We start from the raw sequence: 20,995 nt of genomic DNA on the forward strand, positions 1-20,995 counted from the left end.
GCGTATAATTGTTTTGCGGTAAGACTAAGTTAATCAGGTAGTAATACTTATTCATTGAATTAAAAAAAGGCAATTTAAACATTGATAATATTAAAAAGGTATGGGAAGTTTTTGCGCATTAACATTAAATGGTTATGAAATAGACGAGTCTAAAAGTTACATCAATACGTTATGGTCGTGCTTCTTTAATGAAGATGACAAACGTAGTCGTTATGTTTCATATGATCTTTATTACACAGAGCCCATTACAGATAATGATGAAGTGCCGACCTTTGAGTATGCCGCTTCTGTTGAAACTATGAAGCTGCGTCTTGAAATCATGGGATATACTCTAGATAAAGTTAAAATTAAATATGCAGAGGGCCTTGAGCGGGCTTTAAAAACCAGACAGCAATACAATACTGAACTATCAAGCACCGTTGAAGATACTGATGAAAATCATATCAGTACTTTAAGAGATGGCGGATTTGACCACTGGTTAACATTAATTAAGTATATTTTTGATAACAAAATTACCAACTATAGCGATAACCTTGAGGAATATGATGATATCTATCGCTTTATTGTTGATTATAATGACATTGACGAAAACTTGTATTTTGGTTACCCCAATATAGGTATAGGATACTTCCTTCGAGCAGCATTGGAAGCTGTAGAACCTTGTTCAGAATTAATTTTAGATATAACCTCCGTGGTTTATTCCGGATATTATAAAGAAGAAGAGCTTGTTTGTGCTAGCACCGCGCAGATACATCTTGATTCTACTTTACCATTCCAAAAAATTATCATCCTAACTGAAGGATCTTCAGATAGCAAGATACTAAGCAAAGCTTTGAAATTACTATATCCTAAAGTAGATAACTACTTTTCATTTCTGGATTTTGATACCTACAAAGCAGAAGGCGGATCAGCCATGCTTGAGAAAACAGTTAAATCTTTTGCAGCGGCTGGAATCAGCAACAAAATTATAGCATTATTTGATTATGATGCAGCTGGCGTAGCAGCGACTGAGAGATTAAAGAAGAGAAAATTCCCTAGCAATTTTAGAGTAATGAACTTGCCTGCAATTGATCTTGCAGATAACTATCCAACTATTGGACCGCAAGGAATAATAAATGAAAATGTCAATGGACGTGCGTGCAGTATTGAAATGTATTTAGGTATTGATATTTTAACCGACACAAATAACCAGTTGGCTCCTGTTAAGTGGAGAAATATTGAACCACAAATAAATACTTTGCAAGGCGAGATTTCTCATAAAGCTGACCTGCAAAAAAAATATTTGAAAAAAGTAAAAATTGCTAACGAAAAAGGCTTGCTTCAAGCCAGGCATGACTGGAATGGCTTAATATCAATATTTGATAGCATATTTGCTGTTTCAGCTAGTATCGATCATGCGCCAACGTACCTGAATTATCGCTGATTGGTATCTAATTTAAAACTACATTGGAGTAGTCAAACATTAAATGATAGATAGAAAATGCTTGATTGTTGTGTTTCCTTTTGTGCTTGGAAAGATATGTCCCATTTACAGAACTATGGAGCTTTTCCGGTAGTAGAAACAAGTCCGTATTGATCGTTAATGTTGCCTTTAAAATGTCATTGACTTCATCAGAAATAATTTGATCATTTAGGCGTGTATTTTCAATAAAAGCTATCTGTCCCTCAAATGGTAGTCTCAGATCATGGTGAGCCCTGTTTACAAACTTTTCTATATCCAAAACATAATCTTTTGAGTCGGATTTTATTGATATCCGTTTACACTCAAGGGCAAAATAAATGTTTTCATCTGGTTCATGTAGCCACGCATTCTGCAGTCCCAACTTATTTATGAAAACGTCGATTTTATCAGGTTTTGTTTTTCCGTCAGTAAAATCCGTGTATCTTTTTTGTGTTTCACAAGCAAAATTTATTTGCTCAAGATCAGATATTTTATTTTTTAATAATTCTTTTTGTTTTACTAAATATTTTTCTACAAATTCAAATTTTAAATGATCTTCAAACATGACAGTTCCAGCGGCACTAACGTCGCTTTTAGAATAAGTTATGCCATCAGACTTAAAAAGCTTATGACATTCAAGTACATATGAAAGAATTTGTTTTATCCTTTTTTCTGTGATAGAATTTCTTCTGGCCTTAACGAATGTAGAAGCTTCAGAACCCATTGGAATCAGCATTTATATGGTTCAATTCTGATTCTTCGATAGCTTCTTTAAATTCAGCCACATCATACCATGCAATTGCTTGATGCCAACACTTGTATTCGTTAGGCTTAATTATATAAAAAGAATTCTTTTCAAAACCTTTTATATCTTTTTGAATGAATAAATTGTGCTCCGAATTTTTTGCATCTGTAATATTTGAAATACTTAAGGAATTTGCTAATTTTTTCAATACTTCTTTTTCATTTTTTCCGACTGGATAAATTATTTTTTCTTTAGGTTTTTCATTAGAAAAAACAAAGTTAACAGCTATAAAATAGTCCAACGGATATATCTCTACTTGTAAAAATTCGTCATCGTAAATTTTTTCAAATTCTTGTATATAAACATTTACATAACTATTTAGTACATGCACTCTATTTCGATGATCATTTTCATTAAAATCGGAAACTAAATGCTGCTTGCTTTCTTGAAATTGATAGCGGGCAACGTTCATTACATAGTCAATCAAATCTTTTTCAAAGTCCTTAATTTCATAGATTTCTTCAACAATACGATCGATTTCATTTAATATCGCTTTTTCTGGTTCACCCTGATAAAGCATACTTGGATATTTTTTATAAAAGTCTTTGTATGGTTTCAGTAAATCTCCAACGATAGATACCAGCTTAGTTTTTTGAGATTGATTCGGCTCAATGAATGGAAAAGATAAATACTCGTTCAAATTAATTTCAGGATTGTAAACTCCCCAATTTGAAGTTGTTAAGTATTGAAAATATGTATATAGGCTAGAATTTAAAAAAGAAAATATCTGCGAAACAAATTCGTCATCACTTCCAAGTGGAACACCATATGCACTGTTTCTAAAAACCGCACTATCTTCACAAAGTGATACGCTTATTTCAGTCTCCCTTTTAGGTCTCCTAGTAAAAAGAATCTTTTTACCAGTAAACAAACTTGCATTTCTACCAGCTTCCAGAAAAACATCTTCTTTCTCCAGTATTTTGGCATATTCTGTTACAGGGGTATAAAACTTTTGAATGTTATCAGTTTCGATTATTGGCATACCAATCAATTCTTCAAAATATCTCTTTGGCGTACCTTTATGGATACCATTTCCCGGTTTAGGAGAATTTTGCCTACCAATAAAATCCTCAGTAGTACTGTTGATCCCACCTAGTCTTTTCAAAAATAAATAGTCTAAAGTGTTACCATACAACGCAACTTTAAACATCCAATCATTATCTATGAAATACTTTTGGGAAATAGATTTATGGTCATACTTTTCAAGTACAAGATTTTTTGAAAATTTGTTAAAAAACCTATTCTGTTTGACTGATATATGTTTAACAATCGAATTAAAGTTAGCTTCTTGCAGAGAAGGATTGCTCTTAAAAAATAAAATCATCGCAGGATTATCTGCACCTTCAAATACTAGTCTTCGTACTGAAGACAAATCAAAACATTGGGTTAACCCATTATGATTTAGGAAGTGATGTTTGAATTTCTTTGCCTTATTATTATAAAAAACTTTACTGGTAACTATTAATGCCACTTCAGAATTATCCTGGACAAAATCTTTAACTCTTAGCAGATAAGATTGCGCAATCTGCTTATCACTTACTATCTTGCTAAACTTAGTTTTGTCAAGCCAATCTAAATGTTCTATCGAATTGTCACTTTTCCAGGGCGGGTTTCCCAGTATGAAATTTAACTTCTGATTTTTAATATTATTCAGAACTTCTTCTTGCTGAAGATCAAAAAAGTGAATTTTAAAAAAATTTTTATCTCGTAAATTTGGAAAATGATATTCATCTATATCGCCTGGGCTTTGGTAATCAAGCAGAGCGACATAAATAGAGAAGCACGCAACATTAATAGCTTCGTCATTAATATCAATACCGTAAAGGTTATTTTCAGCAATTTCTCGAATCCTATTTCCGAATGTTATATTGTCGCTTTTATCATTTATTACTAACTCGCGCTCAATCATTCTTCTTAAAGCCTGAACCAGAAAAATACCAGATCCCATTGCTGGATCAAAAATCTTACATTGACTTGTTGAACTGTTTTCTTCGAAATATTTATCTACAGTTTCAGTAAGAATATAATCAACTAAGAAAGGCGGGGTGTAAACTGCTGAAGTTGCATTCTTCGTATCTTCATCCAGCAGTGTTTCGTATATACCGCTTATGAGCTCTACCGGGATAATACCAAAATCAAAAACGTCATACTGAAAATCGAAATCAGAAAATAAATGATGCTTATCCTCCACGGTAACTCCGTCTGGATTAAACAGTTTCGAAAGCAGCAATGCCTGTTGTGGTGTTAATTCAATATTTGAGCTTTTAAAAAGCACACCGTTGAATCTGTTATTTAAATAGTCGAAGAACGCAACCAATTGTTTAGGCGTTGCGATCAAAGCACTAAGAGATCTTCTTCGCTCTGTTACATTCGAAACTTCTCCAGAGATGAAGGCGGTATCTATCTTAATTTCCCTATCTATAAGATAACGAATAAATATTAATCTTAAAACCAGTATTTTCGCTAAACTTTCATCTAAGCTAAATTTGTCTTTTAGTAGTATTATTGTTTGCTTGATATTTTCGAAAAGTTGCTGATTAACACGTTTTTTTAAAACTGTCTTTTTATGCTTTTCGTAAAACCAGTCAAAAGATTGTCCGCTTTGAAGATTCCAAAAGGAAAACCTCGTATTTCTCTCCTCCTCAGATAATAGAATTTCTTCTAATCCTTTATTCTTTTCAAAATTTAAAGCATTGTATACTTTGATTTCAGCTGCTTTTATTACAAAAATGACCGGTGAATTATCAAATGACCATACCTTCTTATGAATATCTTTTTCCCTTTCCACATCATAATTTCCAGTTAAATCGAAAAAAAGAATAAGGGGTTGATTATTAAATACATAAAATGCGTCGGCTTCAAGATCCTGAAGTTTTTTAACTATATCAGATGGGAAATCATTAAACACCTCGCCATCTTCTTCATTTCTGAAGAAAACCGCTTTGTTTTCTATTAAATCTAGCTGATTTAGAAGGCTTTTTAATGACTTTTTCAAAATATTAATTAAATGTTTTTTACAAAAATAAATATTTATATTTATATCCCGAAGATATTAAATGTATGATATGATAGCTTATAATTAAAAGCTATAAAACATTGGGCTAAATTATAACATTATATCTCAATAAAGATTATCTCACTTGTTATAAATCGTCACAATTTCTCTATCATTATTTTTCAGAGCAACTGTTTGAAAACGAAAATCATTTTTAAAGCAAACTTCTTTATAAAAAATATCCAGCAGAGAACATTTTTGATTTGTTGTGACAAGTTAAATTAGGTTAAATTGCTACTTTACTTCAATTCCTAGTTCCTTTAAAATATCCCTTTTCATCCTGCTCAATGGTCGTTTTTCAAAATGGTTATCTGTATGATGAACCCCAAAAGCTAATCTATATATTTCTTCTTCAGAAATACTTAAACCTTTAAATTGGGTGGCTAAAATTTCCAAATAGCGATCTGTATAAGTGTCCCTAATTAATCTAAGGTCTTTAATTTCATCCTCATGAGTTTCATATACGTCTTGTAATTTAAATGCATCAATCGTATTCTGCCCTTTTTCACTCAAACCACGAACATTAAAACTGAAATTCGAATAGTCCTTATGTTTCCAGCTAAAAACCATCTTTGTGTTAATTTCAATATCTAGGTAAGGGTGGTAATGTAGATCCAATTTCATATCTAAATTTTTTTTTACTGCGCTGTTACAGACATGGCAGCTTGGTATCAAATTGTAAAATGAAAGCGCTAAGATTGGATTTTTACTCTTAGGAAACCAGTGGTCAAATTCAGGTCGTGTTATACAGTTTGTGCCATTGACGGTTACAGTCTTGGTATATAGTCTGTTGCAGTAAACGCATGTTTGGATATTTAATGCCCTTGCGAGATCGTACGCATGATAAAATTCATAAAATCCCTCTTTGTTAACCCAATTCTCATAATTAAAAAGTAGCTGAAGCTCTTCCTTGCAATGATAATATTTTGTCTTTATGCTTTCAAGTTTATCTGGAGTGCCAATTAGAATTATTCTTAAATTTGCTTCATTGTTGAGGTATGAGCGTAATCCTTGAGTAATACCATTCATTATGTTGATCCTGGGCATTCCAGAAAAAGGGGCGCTTTCAGCATAACTAGCGCCATTAAGTTTCTTCATAATAACATATTTCATGAATTTGAAATGTAAGGCAGCTGCATCTTTTATTTTTTGATCATTTGGATTTATATAAATCATAAATTATCTCTTCTATTAGTCAAAATTGTTATCTCCCTCTCAAGCAGCTCACGTTGCAAATCTTTTCCTTCTAACACCTCATCCAACATTTCGGCCAGTTTAAATTTTATAATTGGCTCGTCAATCATCGCAATAACATTTTTGTGAACATCAAGGATTTTACCGTCAATTAAGAAATTCTCTGTGTTAGTTGCCTTTTGTAATTTACAGTCGTTTATCCATTGAATTGTATCTTCAATCTTACGTTTAGCAAAATCACCAATTAAATTTTTATCTTGATCATTAAAAAAGAATGAGTCTGCAAGAAGGTCCGTAATATTTGCTCCAAATGACTTCTCGGGTTTCTCGCTTCCTTCCAGAACTATTGTCTTTTTGGAACTATCTTTCTTAAGGTAAATAACATTACTGTTTGGAATATCTGACAGTGTTAGCGGGTCATGAGTTGTGAATATAATTTGAAGGGATTTGAATGTAGCAATTTCTTTCATAATATCCGGTAAAACTTCAACTATAGAAGTTACAAACCTCTTTTTCCATTCTGGATGATACCCCAAATCAGCTTCGTCAAGAAGCAAAATATAATGTTTCCATTTATGAGCATTATGTTGGGAATTCATTGTATAATCGTAGAATTCAGAATATAAATTAAGTAAGGCCTTTTCTCCCGTTGAAAGTCTTTGACTTTCTCCAGAAATCGCATCATAGAAATTAAATTGTAATAGTGAATGTGTGTTTTTTGGCAAGACTGTTTTCTCAAATATTTTTAGTAGTTTTTTGTAATTTTTGACAATTGCCGTAAACGTTTCAGTGATAGCTTCATCTTGGTTAGGATTGGTGAAAATAATTTTATCTCTTTCGAATTTAAAGCCTTCTTTTGTGTCTAATTCCTTTATAAAATAGTAAAAGGTTTCTATCGCGTCAAATAATTGAATTGCTTCATTAACAGCAAAGTAATTATCAAAAGATGAACTCGTGATACTTGCCTTGACATGATGCTTAAAAGCATCCGGCTCCATATTCAAAAAATCCCTGTAAATTTCTGTATTAATAACATAAATATATTGCGCTTTGAATTTCTGGAGAACATCTTCAAATCTTCCTTCAAGAATTTGCTCAATATTATATAAAATCCCACCACTTCCCTGGACCATAGGATAAGTATTATTCACTATCAGAATGGCAAGAATATTGACTTCTATATTTTCTATGATATTATTTTGGGGATGTGTAAATTGATCATAAGTACCTTCAGAAAAATTGTACTTCATCCACAATTTGTCGAGAGCAGAATCCATTCCCTTTTGCATATTGGATATTGCGTAAACTTTTCTGTAGTCTACTTTGTATTGTAACCTTCCCTTAATTGAAACTCCATATATTACGGGGAAATTTCTCTTATAATTATTTTTTAAAGTTTGGGCAAGAAAGGAATAATTAAAAATGACTTGCTTTTCTAGACGGTTTAAATAAAAATCTTCAAGACTACCTTCAAATTTTGAAGAGAAATTTGTGTGAGATACTATATCTACTAAATCAAAATCTGCGATAGGTGAATAATACTCGCTTTTAACTTTTTGCGGATGTTTAATAATTCTACTTGCATCTTTGTAATTAAGATTCGTCAAAACTTTAAAACCATTAGAGGTTTCATATACAAAAGCTATATTTTTATTAGAAGAACCATTTCGGATTTTATCAAAATTATCAATTAACTCTTTTAGTAAACTTGTTTTTCCAGCTCCATTTTCACCAACTATCGACGAGACTAGCGAAATTTGATTACCCCAAAATCCTTTAATAAAATTGGGGTTTACACTTATGACTTCCACCAGTAACTCATCGTTTTTCTCAATTATTGAGTAATTGTAGGCGCCACCAAAGTTTATTACTTGTGGTTTATTAAATAAAAAATGATTTTTTAAGTAAACTGCTGCTAGCCTCATATATAAATGTTTAATCAAATATATAAAACAATTTAAGCGAATACTATTACAGTAGGTAGATAACTGAAACCAAATAATTTTCGCGTTGCTGTTTTAATAAATGAAATTTTAGCATTCAGCTTCTTTCGATAAAAACAATAGAAACTTGAACTACTTTATACTATTTCTACTCCCGGCAGTTTACTAAAGCTATATTCACTACTTCCTCATTTTTTTTAAACTAAAAATCCAGTATGCTTTTGTCTCATTTCAGCAGCAAAGGTATTTCCGTGTCCTTAACGCAATAGCAAGGCCAGGCCCTTCAGGTTTGACAAAAAATCTCCACCCATACGGGTTGTATTTTTTGTCAAAACCTTGCTATGGCTAGACACTAACCTTTTTATGCTCCCGAAACGAAACATAGCATACTCCGGCTCTTTAGACGAATAAAAAAAATGTCAGCATTGAGAAATAAAATATTAAAAATGGATTTGATGAAACAAAACAGCACCTCCTCTCATTGCCGAATAAAATTTCAAAAAAAAATTAATCACTAAAAATCGTAGGAATTATGAACATCACAGGAAGAGTGACAGCAGATGCGCAGGTACGCAACGTGTCGAACAACAAAACAGTAGTAAACTTTTCGGTAGCCATCAACGACAGCTACAAAAACAAAGCGGGCGAGCGCATAGAGCAGACAACGTTTTTCGACTGCGCCTACTGGCTTAGTCCAAAAGTAGCACAGATACTCACTAAAGGTACGTTGGTAGAACTGACAGGCAAAGTGAGCGCAAGAGCGTGGACAGGAAGTGACGGACAACCGCACGCAGGACTGAACTTCAACACCTCGCAAATTAAACTGCACGGGGGCGGTAAAAGAGCCGAAGCGGTACAGGCTCCTACAGGAAACAACAATGATGATACAAAGGATGACCTACCATTTTAACAACGAGTACCTAAATAATTTAAACAATTTAAAATTTAAAATCATGGCACATAATATCAATTTTAACAGCGAAACAGGACGTTATTCTTTCTTTAGCGTAAAGGAAAAAGCGTGGCACGGACTAGGGCAAATTGTAGAGCAATACCCAACAAGTGAAGAAGCTATCAAATTTGCAGGATTAGATTATGAAGTCGTTAAAAGTCCGCTATTTACCAAAGGTTCGGGTATTATTCAAACGGCTGACAGTATCGAGATAGGGAGTAACGAATTGGAAGTCCCTAACTATTTTGCCAATATACGCACGGATAACAATGCAGTATTGGGCGTGGTAGGCAAAGACTATCATATCGTGCAAAACCGTGAAGCATTTAATTTCTTTGATGCCATTGTAGGCGGTGGAGAGGGAATACTATATGAAACCGCAGGAGCGCTGGGTAATGGGGAACGCATATTTATCACAGCCAAACTACCCGACTATATCCGAGTTGGAAATGGTGATGATGTAACCGAAAAATACATTTTCCTGACCACTTCGCACGATGGTAGCGGAAGTATCACAGCCGCTTTTACTCCTATTCGTATCGTATGCCAAAACACGCTTAACGCCTCCTTACGCAGTATGACTAATGTAGTGCGTATCAAACACACTTCGGGAGCAAAACAGCGTATTGAGAACGCTCACAAGATTATGGGATTGGCGAACACCTTGAGCAGTCAGTTAGAGGGCATTTTCAATGAATGGGCAAAAGTAAAGGTATCCGACCGAGAGGTAAGAAAGCTAATCCAATTAGCACTTTGTCCTAATAAGGAAACGTATGATTTGCTTAAAAAAGGTGCGGAAGATGAAATCTCCACCGTGTTCAAAAATACAGTTGAGGATGCTTTTGTATATGCTATGATTAGTGACACACAGCAGATGGAAACTACAAAAGGCACATTGTTCGGAGCCTACAACGCTGTTACAGGCTACTATCAGAATGTACGCAATTACAAAGATGATGAAGCCAAGTTACAGAGCATTGTTTTGGGCGGTACTGCTCAACTCAAATCACAAAAAGCATTTGACTTGTGTACAGGCTTTGCCTTGGATGGTGCAGAAATCCTAAACCTTAATTAGATAACCAAAGGCTACCGCCTTAATCGGTGGTAGCCTGTTATAAAATAACTGATGTGAAAGCAAAATCAATAGACGAAGCTAAAAGTATGGCTAAATCACAAAGCCTTGAAACGAAATACAAAGACGAGGCTGTATATATCATTTACTGCAATAGAACCGAGTATTTCTATATAGATACCAATAGCCTTTTAAGGACTTGGGAAAATCTTACAGGCTATTATGAGAACGGAGTTTATACCGCTGAAAACCGAACCGATAAGTTATGAAGATAACAGATTTGAACGGCTGTCCTATTGAGGTGACCAACCTGAAAGAAGCCATTAAAATGGCAGGACAGTACAAGAAATACCGCCACGAGGATAAAAGTTTCTCCGAGTTCGATAAAAGGCAAAGAACCTATTGGACAGATATGTACGAGAAACTCAGAGCCATTAAAAAACAATTAGACGACAATTAAAATTTTAAAACGATGAATACAAATTTTTTCAATCAGATAGCACAGTTGCAGATTACAGGTGATTTGCAACTTACCATAGCACAGGGGGCAGAAAACAACCTTATCGTATCGGTTATGCTCCAAAATGAACAATGCGGAGATAACGCAAAGAACATCATACCGCCCCTTAATCTTCGGGGAACAGCCGAAGAACTCGACAACGGTTTTTTCGAGAAGATAACCACACCCATACAAGCCGTTTCGGGCTTAATGGTCGATATGGAAAGCTTTATGAAGCAGTTGGAAGAAACCAAAAAACAGTCGGCAATGGAAAAAGAAAAAGCGGACAGGCAGAAGAAAGAACAGGAAGTCAAAGACAAGAAGTTCAAAGACGCAATGGCAAAAGCGGATGAACTTGAGAAAGAAGGAAAGCACCGAGAGGCGTGGGTAAAAGTACCCGAAATTACAGAGTTCCCTGAAAAGGCTGACGAGATACGCAGACGTAAAAGAGAACTGTCCGACAAGTTTTCTGCGCCAAGTCTTTTTGGTGCTATCGAGGAAGAAAAAGCCGAACCCGCAAAAGCGGAAGAAGTAACTGCCGAGTACTTAGCAGAAACTGAGGAGGAAAACTAAATGTAATAACTTAAAATTCATAATCATGTTATTAGCAACGCAATTGGAAAGAGTGTTTATACTTAAAGATAAAGGACACGATATTATATTAACCGATCCTGAACCACGTTGGAGCGTGGAAGCAGTACTAAATTTTTATGCTAACAGATATCCTATTTTGACAACCGCCAAAATATCTGCACCCCACATCAAGGATGATGCAGTAGAATACCGATTTGAGAGCGTAATGGGAACTAAAGGATAATCTAAAATTTTAAAGCAATGGACTATGCACAAACATATCATATCGGGAACAATAAAGCCACCCGAAGAAAAACGACAAAGGCAGTTGTACAGACAGCTCAGCGAGTTCAACCAATGGATGCAAAAACCAAAGGATGCCACCGAGGTTCAAAAAGACAAACGCAAGTCAGTACCTGTGGAAATGTTGCCAATGGTTTTCTAAAGACTTCGTTCCTGCCTAGACTGAATGGAACGGAAACTGTACAGGCTTGCACAGAAACAGTAAGAACAGAAAGGGATTTTTATCAGTCCCTTTCCAAACTTGCCAAGCATTACAAGATAGAACCAATACAGACCAGTCAATTTCAATACCCGTACAATATGGCATTGGCTATATGGGATATTGAAGAAAAGTTAAAACAAAGTGTTCTGAATTGGCACGAAATACGTTTGGTGCAGGATAGTAAGAGAACCTATTTCATCAGTGAGGAAAAATACAACACAGGGACAACCCTTTATTATATACCGATTGAACCGCTGTATCAGATGCTCCACGACCCCAAACGCAAAAGAAACGCACAATTGCTTATTTCTGTTTGCTCGTACCTGTACCACATTGCTGATATTCCTTATTTCAGACAGGAAAGCAGTTATCTGTATTGGATGTATGAAATGCACAAAGAATGGGTGGAGCATGACAATGAAACGGAAGAAAACGAAGTGTATAAGCTTGAGTTTGAAAAAGCGGAATTCATTGGAGATTGTATCGAGCAAAAGATTTTTAACCCAATGAGTTTACAGGTATTTGGTCAGCGTTTAAACACTTTTAAAAGAAGTGATGCATTCGACCATGAGTGTTGGCTGACGGCTTATAATGCCTTTGCACTTTTTACGGAATATCCAAAGGCAAGCATTTTCCGAAATGCTCCAATGCCTGAACAAGACCCTGATAACGATGACGACGACAATGAAACCATTGGTATGGAAAAATATATCTCTTTTATATCGCACACAAAAGGATGGCTTTACGAGAACCTTGCAGAGAGCATCAACAATGAATTCAACGAATACGCAGAAATGCAGGAACCGACAGTCTGCAAACGTTTTGACAAAAAAGAGGTAACGAAAACCACCCTTGATTTTGAAAACAGATTATTTGCCCTTCTGGACGATATGTGCAGTCTGCTTTACAACTATAAAACCACAAGAAAATGAAAAATACAACAGATATAACTGAAAGCTTCGGAACGCTGTACCATCCTAAATCCGCACTCGTTTTCTATGAAACCAAAGGAGCAGACAGCGATGTATATGTGGAGCATTTCGATATGGACAAGAACGGCAATCCTGTTAACGCCCACCCACTGACAGAGCGGGAAGCCAAAGTATTGGCAAGGGCATTGGTAACAGAAAAGGACAAGGATAAAGCCTTTTTAAAATCCAGCGGAATACTGCCGACAAACATACTGCACATCAATCCAAACAAGGATAAGGGTGCGGTACTATGGTACACGAAAGCACAGCAAAGGCAAATGTATTTTGTGGACACTTTGGGCATACCCAGCGGAAAGGCACAAGTACCTGCAATGCTTTGGCTGGCAAGCAAAAGCAGTCTTACCGTATTTGCCTTGGCAAACGACAGAAGACCGACAGAGAAAACGCCGTTGCATTATGCACCATTTTTCAATATCTACGAAAAAGGTAATGTATGTATGGGAACAGTTACTATTGATATTACAAATTCGGCTTCAGTCGAGGAATTTACCCGAGCGTGGGAACACTATTTTTTTAATTCTTATTTCAGTCATTCATTATGCGAAAACCTGACAAGAAAAAACATTGTAAACCTTTGGAAAGACCTTATCCAAACAGGAAACCCTTTTCCTAAAGAGGTACTGAAAAAAAATAACAAAACCCTTAAAAATCTATTGTGATGAATACCGAGAAAACAAAAATACATTTTACGGATAACTACCTCATAAATCCGACTAACCCTATCACTGTAAACTTAATCGGTGCAGGAGGCACGGGTTCAAAAGTATTGACCGCCTTAATGGAAATGAACCACAGCTTAATTGAACTTGGACACGCAGGGTTATCGGTTCGCCTTTGGGATGACGATATTATAACAAGTGCCAATTTGGGCAGACAGCGTTTTGCTGAATGTGAGGTTGGGTTATATAAATCCGTTGCCCTTATAAACCGAGCCAATCGTTTTATGGGAACTTATTGGAAAGCGGAAACCCAAAAATTTGAAAAAGACAGTTTGGGAAGACTGCTCCAAAATGCACAGGCAACTATCTATATTACTTGTGTGGATAATGTAAAGGCGAGATTTGGCGTTGCCGAAATACTTAAAGAATTATGCAACCGCAGAAATCATAGAGATACACCTAAATATTGGTTAGACTTTGGCAACAGCAAACATACAGGACAGGTCATATTATCCACTATTGGAGAAATTAAGCAACCCAATTCTGAAAAGTATGAAACGGTGGCAAGCCTGCCATTTGTTACCGAAGAATTTGGGGAATTGCTACTACAGTCCGAAGAACAGGACGACACACCAAGCTGTTCCTTAGCAGAAGCCTTGGAAAAACAGGAATTGTTTATCAATTCTGCCTTGGCACAAATGGGATGTTCGCTGTTGTGGAGTTTGTTCCGTTATGGCATGACCGAGTACAGGGGATTTTTCCTTAATCTTGGAAATTTTCAGTCACAACCCCTAAAAGTCGCCTGATCCAAAATCGGGCGGCAAAAAGACACTCCCTCCCAAAAGGTCGGGACAGTCTTTTTGCGTTTAAGCGGTGCAGTCATTTTAATAAAAATGCACAATGCGCCATTTTATCAAACAGACTGCGAAAATTTTATAAGGGATATGCAGTATCCCTTTTGTTATTTTAGAGGACTTCTTTTCTTTCCGTAAAAGCGGCCAAAGAAAAGAAGCAAAAGAACGCCGCAATTCGGACAGCTTTTTATAATTGTTATCCTATTTAACTGGGACTGTTTTCCAAACAGAAAAACCCTTAAAAAGATGTTCAATGTGTTCAAACTCAATAAAAGCGATCAGTTCATTTTTACACTTCCCTTTAAATCCCCTGAAACACTGAAAATCCTTGAGGGGGATATTTGCAAGTTCTCCTATGGTAGTAATCCCTAAAGCCTCGATTATAGTGAACATTCTCTTGCTGAAAGGAAAATGGGTATCATATAGCAATTTATTCAGGTCAGTTTCAGCTTTACTTCTTCTTTTTTTAATCCGCCCTGTTTCGTATTCAAAGTCTTCTTTTAACTGCTCTAATTTCTGTTTATAGTGGTCTATATCGTCAAGCAGTTCAGTAACACACTTCACTTTTTCAAATGTCCTTTCATATAATCTACGGACACTCTCGCCGGTGACCCCGTAATTGTCACCCACCTCCTTAAGTGTCATTTTATCTATCAAAAGTTTCTGGAGTATATCATATTCCTTTTCAGAAAGTACCTTTCTGGACATTTCGATATAAAATCTATTGGTACGGTCTATCAGTGTATTAGTTAACATCATTCGTAAGATTGTAGTTAAGTGTCGTCACAAAGTATATATAGTGCCTCACAAATTTGTAGCGTGCTCCTGAATTAAGCCAAATCGCTGTTTCCTGCTAAGTAGCTTAAGGCAGTTTTACTTATTGTCTCGCTGAAATAATACTCTCCCTGATCCAGCTTGATTACAGCTTTTTTTAGTTTTTCAGGATCCGAACCTTTCAGTACATAGCCCCGAACGCCAAGACTAAGCATTTCGATTATACTTTTCTTATTGTCAAGACTGCTGAAAACCAATATCTTGATCTCTGGGTATCTTTCTGCCATCTGCTTGGCTGTCTGGTAACCATCCATAACAGGCATGCTGATATCAAGAATACAAATGTCTGGCAGTACTTCCTGCATCTGCAAACCCTCGATTCCTTCCTGACCGTTAGCAGCATGAAGCACCACTTTAAAATTACTATATTCCAAAAAATTTTGAAGGGATATTCTAAGCCCTTCATGGTCATCAATTAAGGCAATCGTAATCTGATTCTCTTTTTCCATTATTGCTTATTTAATGTTGAACAAATTATAGAAAATAATGACCCATAATTTGTCGCCATAGGACTTTCGTCCTATATGTAGTGATTAAAGACTTTATTAATACTTCAGAGTAATAATAAAAGGTCTTTATAAATTACTTGTCGATAACTGCAAATATGTTCCTGCTTAGTTAAGTAGCCGTAATCGCCGTTCTATAAAAAATATGGCGCAGACCACTACACTTATCGGAACTGAGGCACTGGTATACCCGACCACGAATAAGCGAGCGCCCACGCCAATGGCATGAGCGTCCTTACTTATTTGTCTCGCGGTCTTTAAAAATTACCAGTTTTCAGTTACCGAGCCTTAAGCAAAAACACTAAATGAGTTTTCTATATTTTGTCCAAAGATAGTAACGTTTGTGAAGTTATCCAATGTTTCTTTAACAGAATCCGTTAATAACTGACAATAAAACAACCCGAAGATGATCTCCGGGTTGTGCTTAAAAAAATCGAAATTTTACTGTTTATATTAAACTAATATGGTACTCTTAATCGCTACTGTTAAATTCAAAACTCAATTGTTTTTCATTCCCAAAGTTATCTGAAATCCACACTTCAAAAGACTGGGAAACGGTGGAGTTTGAAGTGTAATACAGTCTGAACTGTTCTGTTGGTATCGAATATAAATCATTTGGCTGGTAAGCCGGTTCATTGTAATAGCGCAATGTGCCATGTCCGTCGAATTGAAAATAGCGAATAAAATAGTGCGTGCCTGTGTAATTACCTGTAGGCTCTATTGTTAACCTTATTTCTACGGTATCTCCAATGGCAATTTCCTTGGGTACGGGCATGACATTTACCTCAAATGGGAACTCATGCTGTATTTCCAGTTCTTCCTTATCACAGGATAAGAGTGTGGCAGAACTTAGCAGGACTGCCAGCAATACCTGCAGTAACCCTATTCTCAACTTATTAAAAAATGCTGTCATCGTTTTTCGTTTTAAAAATTAAATCTTAATCCTACACCTGCGGATGGGCGGAGCTGTTTCAGGTCAGTACCCCACAAAACTTTTGTACGCCCTTGGAGGACTAGTACAAATCGGTCAGATAGGTATGTTTCAAAAGACAGCCGTCCGCCAGCACCGTAAATGAAATTGTCTTCACTTACAATTTTCGCCCCGTCAAATAAAAGCTCTTCGCCTCGATTGATACTTTCATACCCGACTACACCTGTTATAGCTGCATTGAATGTAATGTTCTTACGGGCATCACCCAGCAGCAAGAAACTGTAGCCGCCTTCTGCGGTATAGGTCTCCTGCGGAATGCGGAGGTCTTTATATTGATAATATTGGTGTGCATACTCTAAAGCCCAAAGCTGGTAATTCCCGTTTTTACCATTTACGATCATAGCCGCATTAATGTAATAATCATTGCCGATTTTGTCATTGGATAATACACCTGCATTTACTTCCAGTCCTTTTTGTTTAGGCAGCATACGTTGTGCTTGCGCAATTGTGATACTCATCAAAACGAGCATTACTGTATAGATATACTTTTTCATTTTCTATTGCTTAATGGATTACTAAAACTTCAGATGCATGTCGCTAATTAATCGGGCTTTTATCAAATCCGAATTTTCCACCTGAAGCGTCTGATGCCTTCCGCCGTTCTTCTCAAAAATCTCAATCAGCAATACCTTATCATCGGCAATGGTAAATTGGTCCAAAAGGAATACGTTTTGTTCGACTTCTTTACTGCCAATCACACCCAGTGGCTTGTAACTGCGAAGCGGTATCATCGGTCTTTCCTGTATCACGGTGCGTTTGGCTATTTTCTTATCTACCACCTTGAAATTCATAAATTCAATCTGGAAAGGAACATTCGTGCGATTATCCAGTTCCGTATGGAAATAGTATTTACCGTTGTGGATGTAAATTCCCTTGAGAATAGACTGAATACCGAAACTTTTCGCCCCAATATGTTTTACAAAACGTTTGTCCTTTTTATAGATTGTTTCCAGTATCAAACCTGCCAGAGATGGCGAGTTGTTCCCCAGCTCTTCAAATAGCACATCTTGTCCGGCGGATCTATCCACCGCCTTTTGCATTGCCAGAAGGTTGTAACTCAATGTAGATGGGCAGGCACTATAATAGGCGTCGAAGCTGTAAAAACGACCGTCGTCGGTAATCACCGAAAAATTAGTTTCAGGCTCAAAGTCCTTTACCGACGCTTTTACGCGCAACACATTTTCTGCGTCTTCTGCTTTTCCTGCAATTAAGTACTCACTTCCCAGATCCACGTAACGTATTGCGCTTGGGAAAATCAGATGAGAAGTCTTGTCGTAAGTAACCTGCATTTCGTACGATTCTATCCTGCCCAGGGCAAGCGAAGTTTTTGCAGTTTCCTGCGCAAAAGAGGCAGCGGCAAAGCCGATCATAAGGGCAGCAGCCCAAAAGGTTTTTAGATAATTTTTCATTGTTAATTTATTTTAGTTTATTATTATTTTTTAGAGACAAGAAATACCTGATAGCCCGCTTTCAGGGTAACTTTTGGCGTTTTTACTTTTTTGGAGAAATAGCCTGAAATGCCCTGTACAACGCCTCTGCTCAAATCTGCCGCAACCTGCTGTCCTGCTGATTGGGTCAGCATCAGGCTCGTTCCTGAAGTCTGGCTCATATTGCCTGCCATCTCAGTAAGGGCATTCATTTCAGGAGAATACGGGACGTACAAACCCTGCTGCCCGTCAAGGTCATAAATGGTTATGTCTACCGGGATAATATTACCATCGAGTTCTATGGAAGTAATTTTCATCTGTAAACGACCTCCCTGAAATTTAGCGATTGCCGTTAAGAGCGTTCCCTTCGGGATGGTGCGGTTAGGGGTTTGGGCAGGTTCCAATAAACGAAGGCGCACGCCGCTTTCACCAATAATAGTTTGTGTTTCCTGTATGCAGGCTTTCACACTGTTTTTCGGCTGTGCAATCTGCTGTATAGATCCCGGAGTATAAAAATTCCTGTTTTTGTTTGCGCTCCAATCCGCTAAAAAAGCACTATCTGAAGGCTCTCTGTACAAAGCCGAAACGGCTTTTTTTCCTGCAGGGGCGAATGCCACAAAATATTCTTTCTGCGTACTGGCAGAAGCTGTACTGCCTTTGTTGGAGGACGCCTCACCGATACTTGCACCTGTAGGAAGATATTTTGCAGCCATCTGGTAGGACTTTTCCATGAGTGCCAGCTGGTCATCAACTGTCACGCTTTTGGGAACGTCTTTATCAGCCAGCTTTTCTTTCAGCTCATCAAGCTGTCTGCGGAGTTCTTGCGTTTCATTATTATCATCCTTATAAAAGGAGCCAAGCGCACTTTGAGAATTTCGGTAACTGTTTAGTGCCGGATTAGCTGACCTTCCCGGATTGTTGCCGAAACCCGTGCTTTGATCTTCCTGCTCAGGGAGTGTATCCTGATTGTCTTTAGATGAACTGTCCTCATTCCAGTAATCGGACAGCGTGGTCAGTGCATTACGTTTTTCCTGGTCTTTCTGCTCTAGCATTTCTTGCTCATATGCTTTCTGTTTGTCGGCCTGCATGCCGGCTTCGCTGGCCTGTGGGACGGCATCGTTAAGCCCGATATTCTCGATTTCCTTCTTGTCTGCAGACGGTTTAAATATCAGGTACATACATCCGAGAAAAACGATTCCCATAAGTATGAATATTACCGGTTTTTTAAGCTGTTCTTTGCTGCTCTTTTTATCATCGGGCAGATTGGATGCTCTGGATTGGTCAGCTTCTTCAACCAGAACGCTGACCCTTTTTTCATTTTCTTTCATAAATCTTTTCTTTTATTTTTGTTGATAATGTGTCCAATTGGGAGGCAGGACTTTCTTTTTTACGCACAGGGTTGTCAATATGCTCGATGACCATCCTGTTATCAGATTTTGCCGTGTCGTACCACACTTTTAAAATAACCACGACGGTAACCAGCAGGTACACTAAAAAAAGGCAAAGCGTATATCTTCGCTGTCTGTCTAAGGATAAGGCCCGCCAGCTTTTATCCTGCTTGTCAAACCACTTGTCTATATTTATTCTTATTGTTTTCATACTGTTAAGATTATGGATATCACATTCGAAACCCTTTTTTTCGCGGAGCAATCTCTTCTTTAGGTTTTTCTGACACCTGGGCAATAGCCTCCTTTATTGTCGGAACCGAACTTGCCGTAAGGTTTGTCAGTTTAAATTCCTTCATTAATTGCCCGTAGCGGTCTGTTCTTTTTATATACATTTCTGTATCCCCTAAATCGAATTTCCCGTTCTCGTATCTTACCCTCATATTGCACTCAACCTTTGGCATGTCTTCGCCATTCCATTCGAGGTAGGTAGATAAATGCACATAATTTGCTAATGATGGAGCATTAGTACCATTTTCCCAAGTCTGTAAAAATCCACTGATGCTATCCTTTAGTTTGCCTGGACAACAGCTCTCAGTGTGGAAATAACCGTCATATCCCTTATCTGTCAAGGATTTTGCGAATGCGTCTAAATCAAGTAAAAGTTTCATATCACTTAATTCTTAGCGTTCAATGACTTCTATGTCCTTATTTTCCACCACGGAAAATTTTTCGATATTAAAGCCCTGCGGGTTATTGTCCGAACGGACGGAGTTAACAAGGAAACTGGACGTAACAAGGTTACGTTTTGTCACATTGCTCGAACGGATGATAAACTGTTTGGCATAGGTGCGGACGGCATACGGATAATTCTCGAAATTGCAGGCCACACTATCTATTTCAATTCGCTGCTGCACATTGCCCGATATGATACGGTTGTAATATCCTTTTTCCGAGAGGTCTTTGTAATAATCAAAGGCGCTTTTATCGGCAAGATTAAATGCCCTTTTCATGTTGCTCTCAATAGCGTTTTTATCTGGAGCGAGCGTAAAGAACAGTTCGTGGAAGCGCCTTACGTGTTCCCTTGCTTCTACGGGACGATTTATAGACGCATCCTGAGCGAGTGCCAGCATGAGTGATTTGCCATTGTCCAGCACATATATTTTTTGTCTCTGCTGTTCAGCAAAACTGTAAGATCTCCATACGGCATATCCTGCAACGCCTGTGCAGAGCACGGCAAAAACTATAGCATACAATCTTATCTGCCTGAAACTGTTTTCGATATTTCTTAGCGTTTTAAATTCCATT

Annotated in this window: 23 protein-coding genes; 10 read left to right on the forward strand and 13 right to left on the reverse strand. The window is 37.0% G+C overall.

What is annotated here, in order from left to right; genetic code table 11:
- The first annotated feature begins 100 nt into the window (after positions 1-100).
- The gene (locus tag J2W48_RS03435) at positions 101-1,423 is read left to right on the forward strand and encodes a HEPN/Toprim-associated domain-containing protein (RefSeq protein ID WP_310278123.1); all 1,323 of its coding nucleotides are present in this window, start codon (positions 101-103) and stop codon (positions 1,421-1,423) included.
- Between the two features lie 7 nt (positions 1,424-1,430).
- On the opposite strand, the gene J2W48_RS03440 is transcribed toward J2W48_RS03435, so the two are convergent.
- The 4 genes from J2W48_RS03440 to J2W48_RS03455 form a co-directional block, all read right to left on the reverse strand.
- Positions 1,431-2,165: a hypothetical protein gene (locus J2W48_RS03440; protein WP_310278126.1), complete on the reverse strand. Its 735-nt coding sequence runs from the start codon at positions 2,163-2,165 to the stop codon at positions 1,431-1,433.
- A complete protein-coding gene (locus J2W48_RS03445) occupies positions 2,155-5,241 on the reverse strand; it encodes a DNA methyltransferase (protein WP_310278130.1) in 3,087 nt (1,028 codons plus the stop codon). Before J2W48_RS03445 ends, J2W48_RS03440 begins: the two co-directional genes overlap by 11 nt.
- A 294-nt stretch (positions 5,242-5,535) precedes the next feature.
- A complete protein-coding gene (locus J2W48_RS03450; protein ID WP_310278132.1) occupies positions 5,536-6,477 on the reverse strand; it encodes a hypothetical protein in 942 nt (313 codons plus the stop codon).
- Positions 6,474-8,420, reverse strand: coding sequence for an AAA family ATPase (locus J2W48_RS03455; protein WP_310278135.1), 1,947 nt, complete (start codon positions 8,418-8,420; stop codon positions 6,474-6,476). The genes J2W48_RS03450 and J2W48_RS03455 overlap by 4 nt, the downstream gene beginning before the upstream one ends.
- Before the next feature lie 550 nt (positions 8,421-8,970).
- Between J2W48_RS03455 and J2W48_RS03460 the strand changes: the two genes are divergently transcribed.
- Genes J2W48_RS03460 through J2W48_RS03500 form a run of 9 tightly spaced genes read left to right on the forward strand, consistent with a single transcriptional unit; the run spans position 8,971 to position 14,496 of the window.
- Positions 8,971-9,348, forward strand: coding sequence for a single-stranded DNA-binding protein (locus tag J2W48_RS03460; protein ID WP_310278138.1), 378 nt, complete (start codon positions 8,971-8,973; stop codon positions 9,346-9,348).
- A gap of 43 nt (positions 9,349-9,391) precedes the next feature.
- On the forward strand, positions 9,392-10,465 hold the full coding sequence (locus tag J2W48_RS03465) for a DUF932 domain-containing protein (RefSeq protein ID WP_310279140.1): 1,074 nt from the start codon (positions 9,392-9,394) through the stop codon (positions 10,463-10,465).
- A gap of 53 nt (positions 10,466-10,518) precedes the next feature.
- Positions 10,519-10,731: a DNA-binding protein gene (locus tag J2W48_RS03470; protein WP_310278140.1), complete on the forward strand. Its 213-nt coding sequence runs from the start codon at positions 10,519-10,521 to the stop codon at positions 10,729-10,731.
- On the forward strand, positions 10,728-10,922 hold the full coding sequence (locus tag J2W48_RS03475) for a hypothetical protein (protein WP_310278143.1): 195 nt from the start codon (positions 10,728-10,730) through the stop codon (positions 10,920-10,922). Before J2W48_RS03470 ends, J2W48_RS03475 begins: the two co-directional genes overlap by 4 nt.
- A gap of 12 nt (positions 10,923-10,934) precedes the next feature.
- Positions 10,935-11,534, forward strand: a complete 600-nt coding sequence (locus tag J2W48_RS03480; RefSeq protein WP_310278146.1) for a PRTRC system protein E — start codon at positions 10,935-10,937, stop codon at positions 11,532-11,534.
- A 25-nt stretch (positions 11,535-11,559) separates the two neighbouring features.
- A complete protein-coding gene (locus tag J2W48_RS03485; RefSeq protein WP_310278149.1) occupies positions 11,560-11,778 on the forward strand; it encodes a PRTRC system protein C in 219 nt (72 codons plus the stop codon).
- Between the two features lie 17 nt (positions 11,779-11,795).
- Positions 11,796-12,971, forward strand: coding sequence for a hypothetical protein (locus J2W48_RS03490; protein WP_310278151.1), 1,176 nt, complete (start codon positions 11,796-11,798; stop codon positions 12,969-12,971).
- Complete coding sequence (locus J2W48_RS03495; RefSeq protein ID WP_310278153.1) at positions 12,968-13,690, forward strand: PRTRC system protein B; 723 nt, start codon at positions 12,968-12,970, stop codon at positions 13,688-13,690. The genes J2W48_RS03490 and J2W48_RS03495 overlap by 4 nt, the downstream gene beginning before the upstream one ends.
- Positions 13,690-14,496: a PRTRC system ThiF family protein gene (locus J2W48_RS03500; protein WP_310279142.1), complete on the forward strand. Its 807-nt coding sequence runs from the start codon at positions 13,690-13,692 to the stop codon at positions 14,494-14,496. Before J2W48_RS03495 ends, J2W48_RS03500 begins: the two co-directional genes overlap by 1 nt.
- 249 nt (positions 14,497-14,745) lie before the next feature.
- Here J2W48_RS03500 and J2W48_RS03505 read toward each other — a convergent pair whose 3' ends face one another.
- The 9 genes from J2W48_RS03505 to traK form a co-directional block, all read right to left on the reverse strand.
- Positions 14,746-15,252 (reverse strand): sigma factor-like helix-turn-helix DNA-binding protein, encoded by a 507-nt coding sequence (locus J2W48_RS03505; RefSeq protein WP_310278156.1) that lies wholly within the window; start codon positions 15,250-15,252, stop codon positions 14,746-14,748.
- 122 nt (positions 15,253-15,374) lie between these two features.
- Positions 15,375-15,827 carry a response regulator gene (locus tag J2W48_RS03510; RefSeq protein ID WP_310278158.1) on the reverse strand — a complete coding sequence of 151 codons (453 nt, stop codon included), beginning with the start codon at positions 15,825-15,827 and terminating at the stop codon, positions 15,375-15,377.
- Between the two features lie 529 nt (positions 15,828-16,356).
- Positions 16,357-16,797, reverse strand: a complete 441-nt coding sequence (locus tag J2W48_RS03515; RefSeq protein ID WP_310278161.1) for a DUF3872 domain-containing protein — start codon at positions 16,795-16,797, stop codon at positions 16,357-16,359.
- Positions 16,798-16,808: 11 nt separating this feature from the next.
- Complete coding sequence (locus J2W48_RS03520) at positions 16,809-17,369, reverse strand: conjugal transfer protein TraO (RefSeq protein WP_310278164.1); 561 nt, start codon at positions 17,367-17,369, stop codon at positions 16,809-16,811.
- 21 nt (positions 17,370-17,390) lie between these two features.
- On the reverse strand, positions 17,391-18,284 hold the full coding sequence (gene traN, locus J2W48_RS03525; protein WP_310278166.1) for a conjugative transposon protein TraN: 894 nt from the start codon (positions 18,282-18,284) through the stop codon (positions 17,391-17,393).
- A gap of 23 nt (positions 18,285-18,307) precedes the next feature.
- Positions 18,308-19,630, reverse strand: a complete 1,323-nt coding sequence (gene traM, locus J2W48_RS03530) for a conjugative transposon protein TraM (protein ID WP_310278170.1) — start codon at positions 19,628-19,630, stop codon at positions 18,308-18,310.
- On the reverse strand, positions 19,617-19,901 hold the full coding sequence (locus J2W48_RS03535) for a nitrogen regulatory IIA protein (protein WP_310278173.1): 285 nt from the start codon (positions 19,899-19,901) through the stop codon (positions 19,617-19,619). Before J2W48_RS03535 ends, traM begins: the two co-directional genes overlap by 14 nt.
- Before the next feature lie 19 nt (positions 19,902-19,920).
- The gene (locus tag J2W48_RS03540) at positions 19,921-20,319 is read right to left on the reverse strand and encodes a hypothetical protein (RefSeq protein WP_310278176.1); all 399 of its coding nucleotides are present in this window, start codon (positions 20,317-20,319) and stop codon (positions 19,921-19,923) included.
- A gap of 51 nt (positions 20,320-20,370) precedes the next feature.
- Complete coding sequence (traK, locus tag J2W48_RS03545; protein ID WP_310278179.1) at positions 20,371-20,994, reverse strand: conjugative transposon protein TraK; 624 nt, start codon at positions 20,992-20,994, stop codon at positions 20,371-20,373.
- Between the last annotated feature and the right edge of the window lies 1 nt (position 20,995).

Origin of the sequence: Flavobacterium piscis (genome assembly GCF_031457575.1) — a bacterium.
GTDB lineage: Bacteria > Bacteroidota > Bacteroidia > Flavobacteriales > Flavobacteriaceae > Flavobacterium > Flavobacterium piscis_A.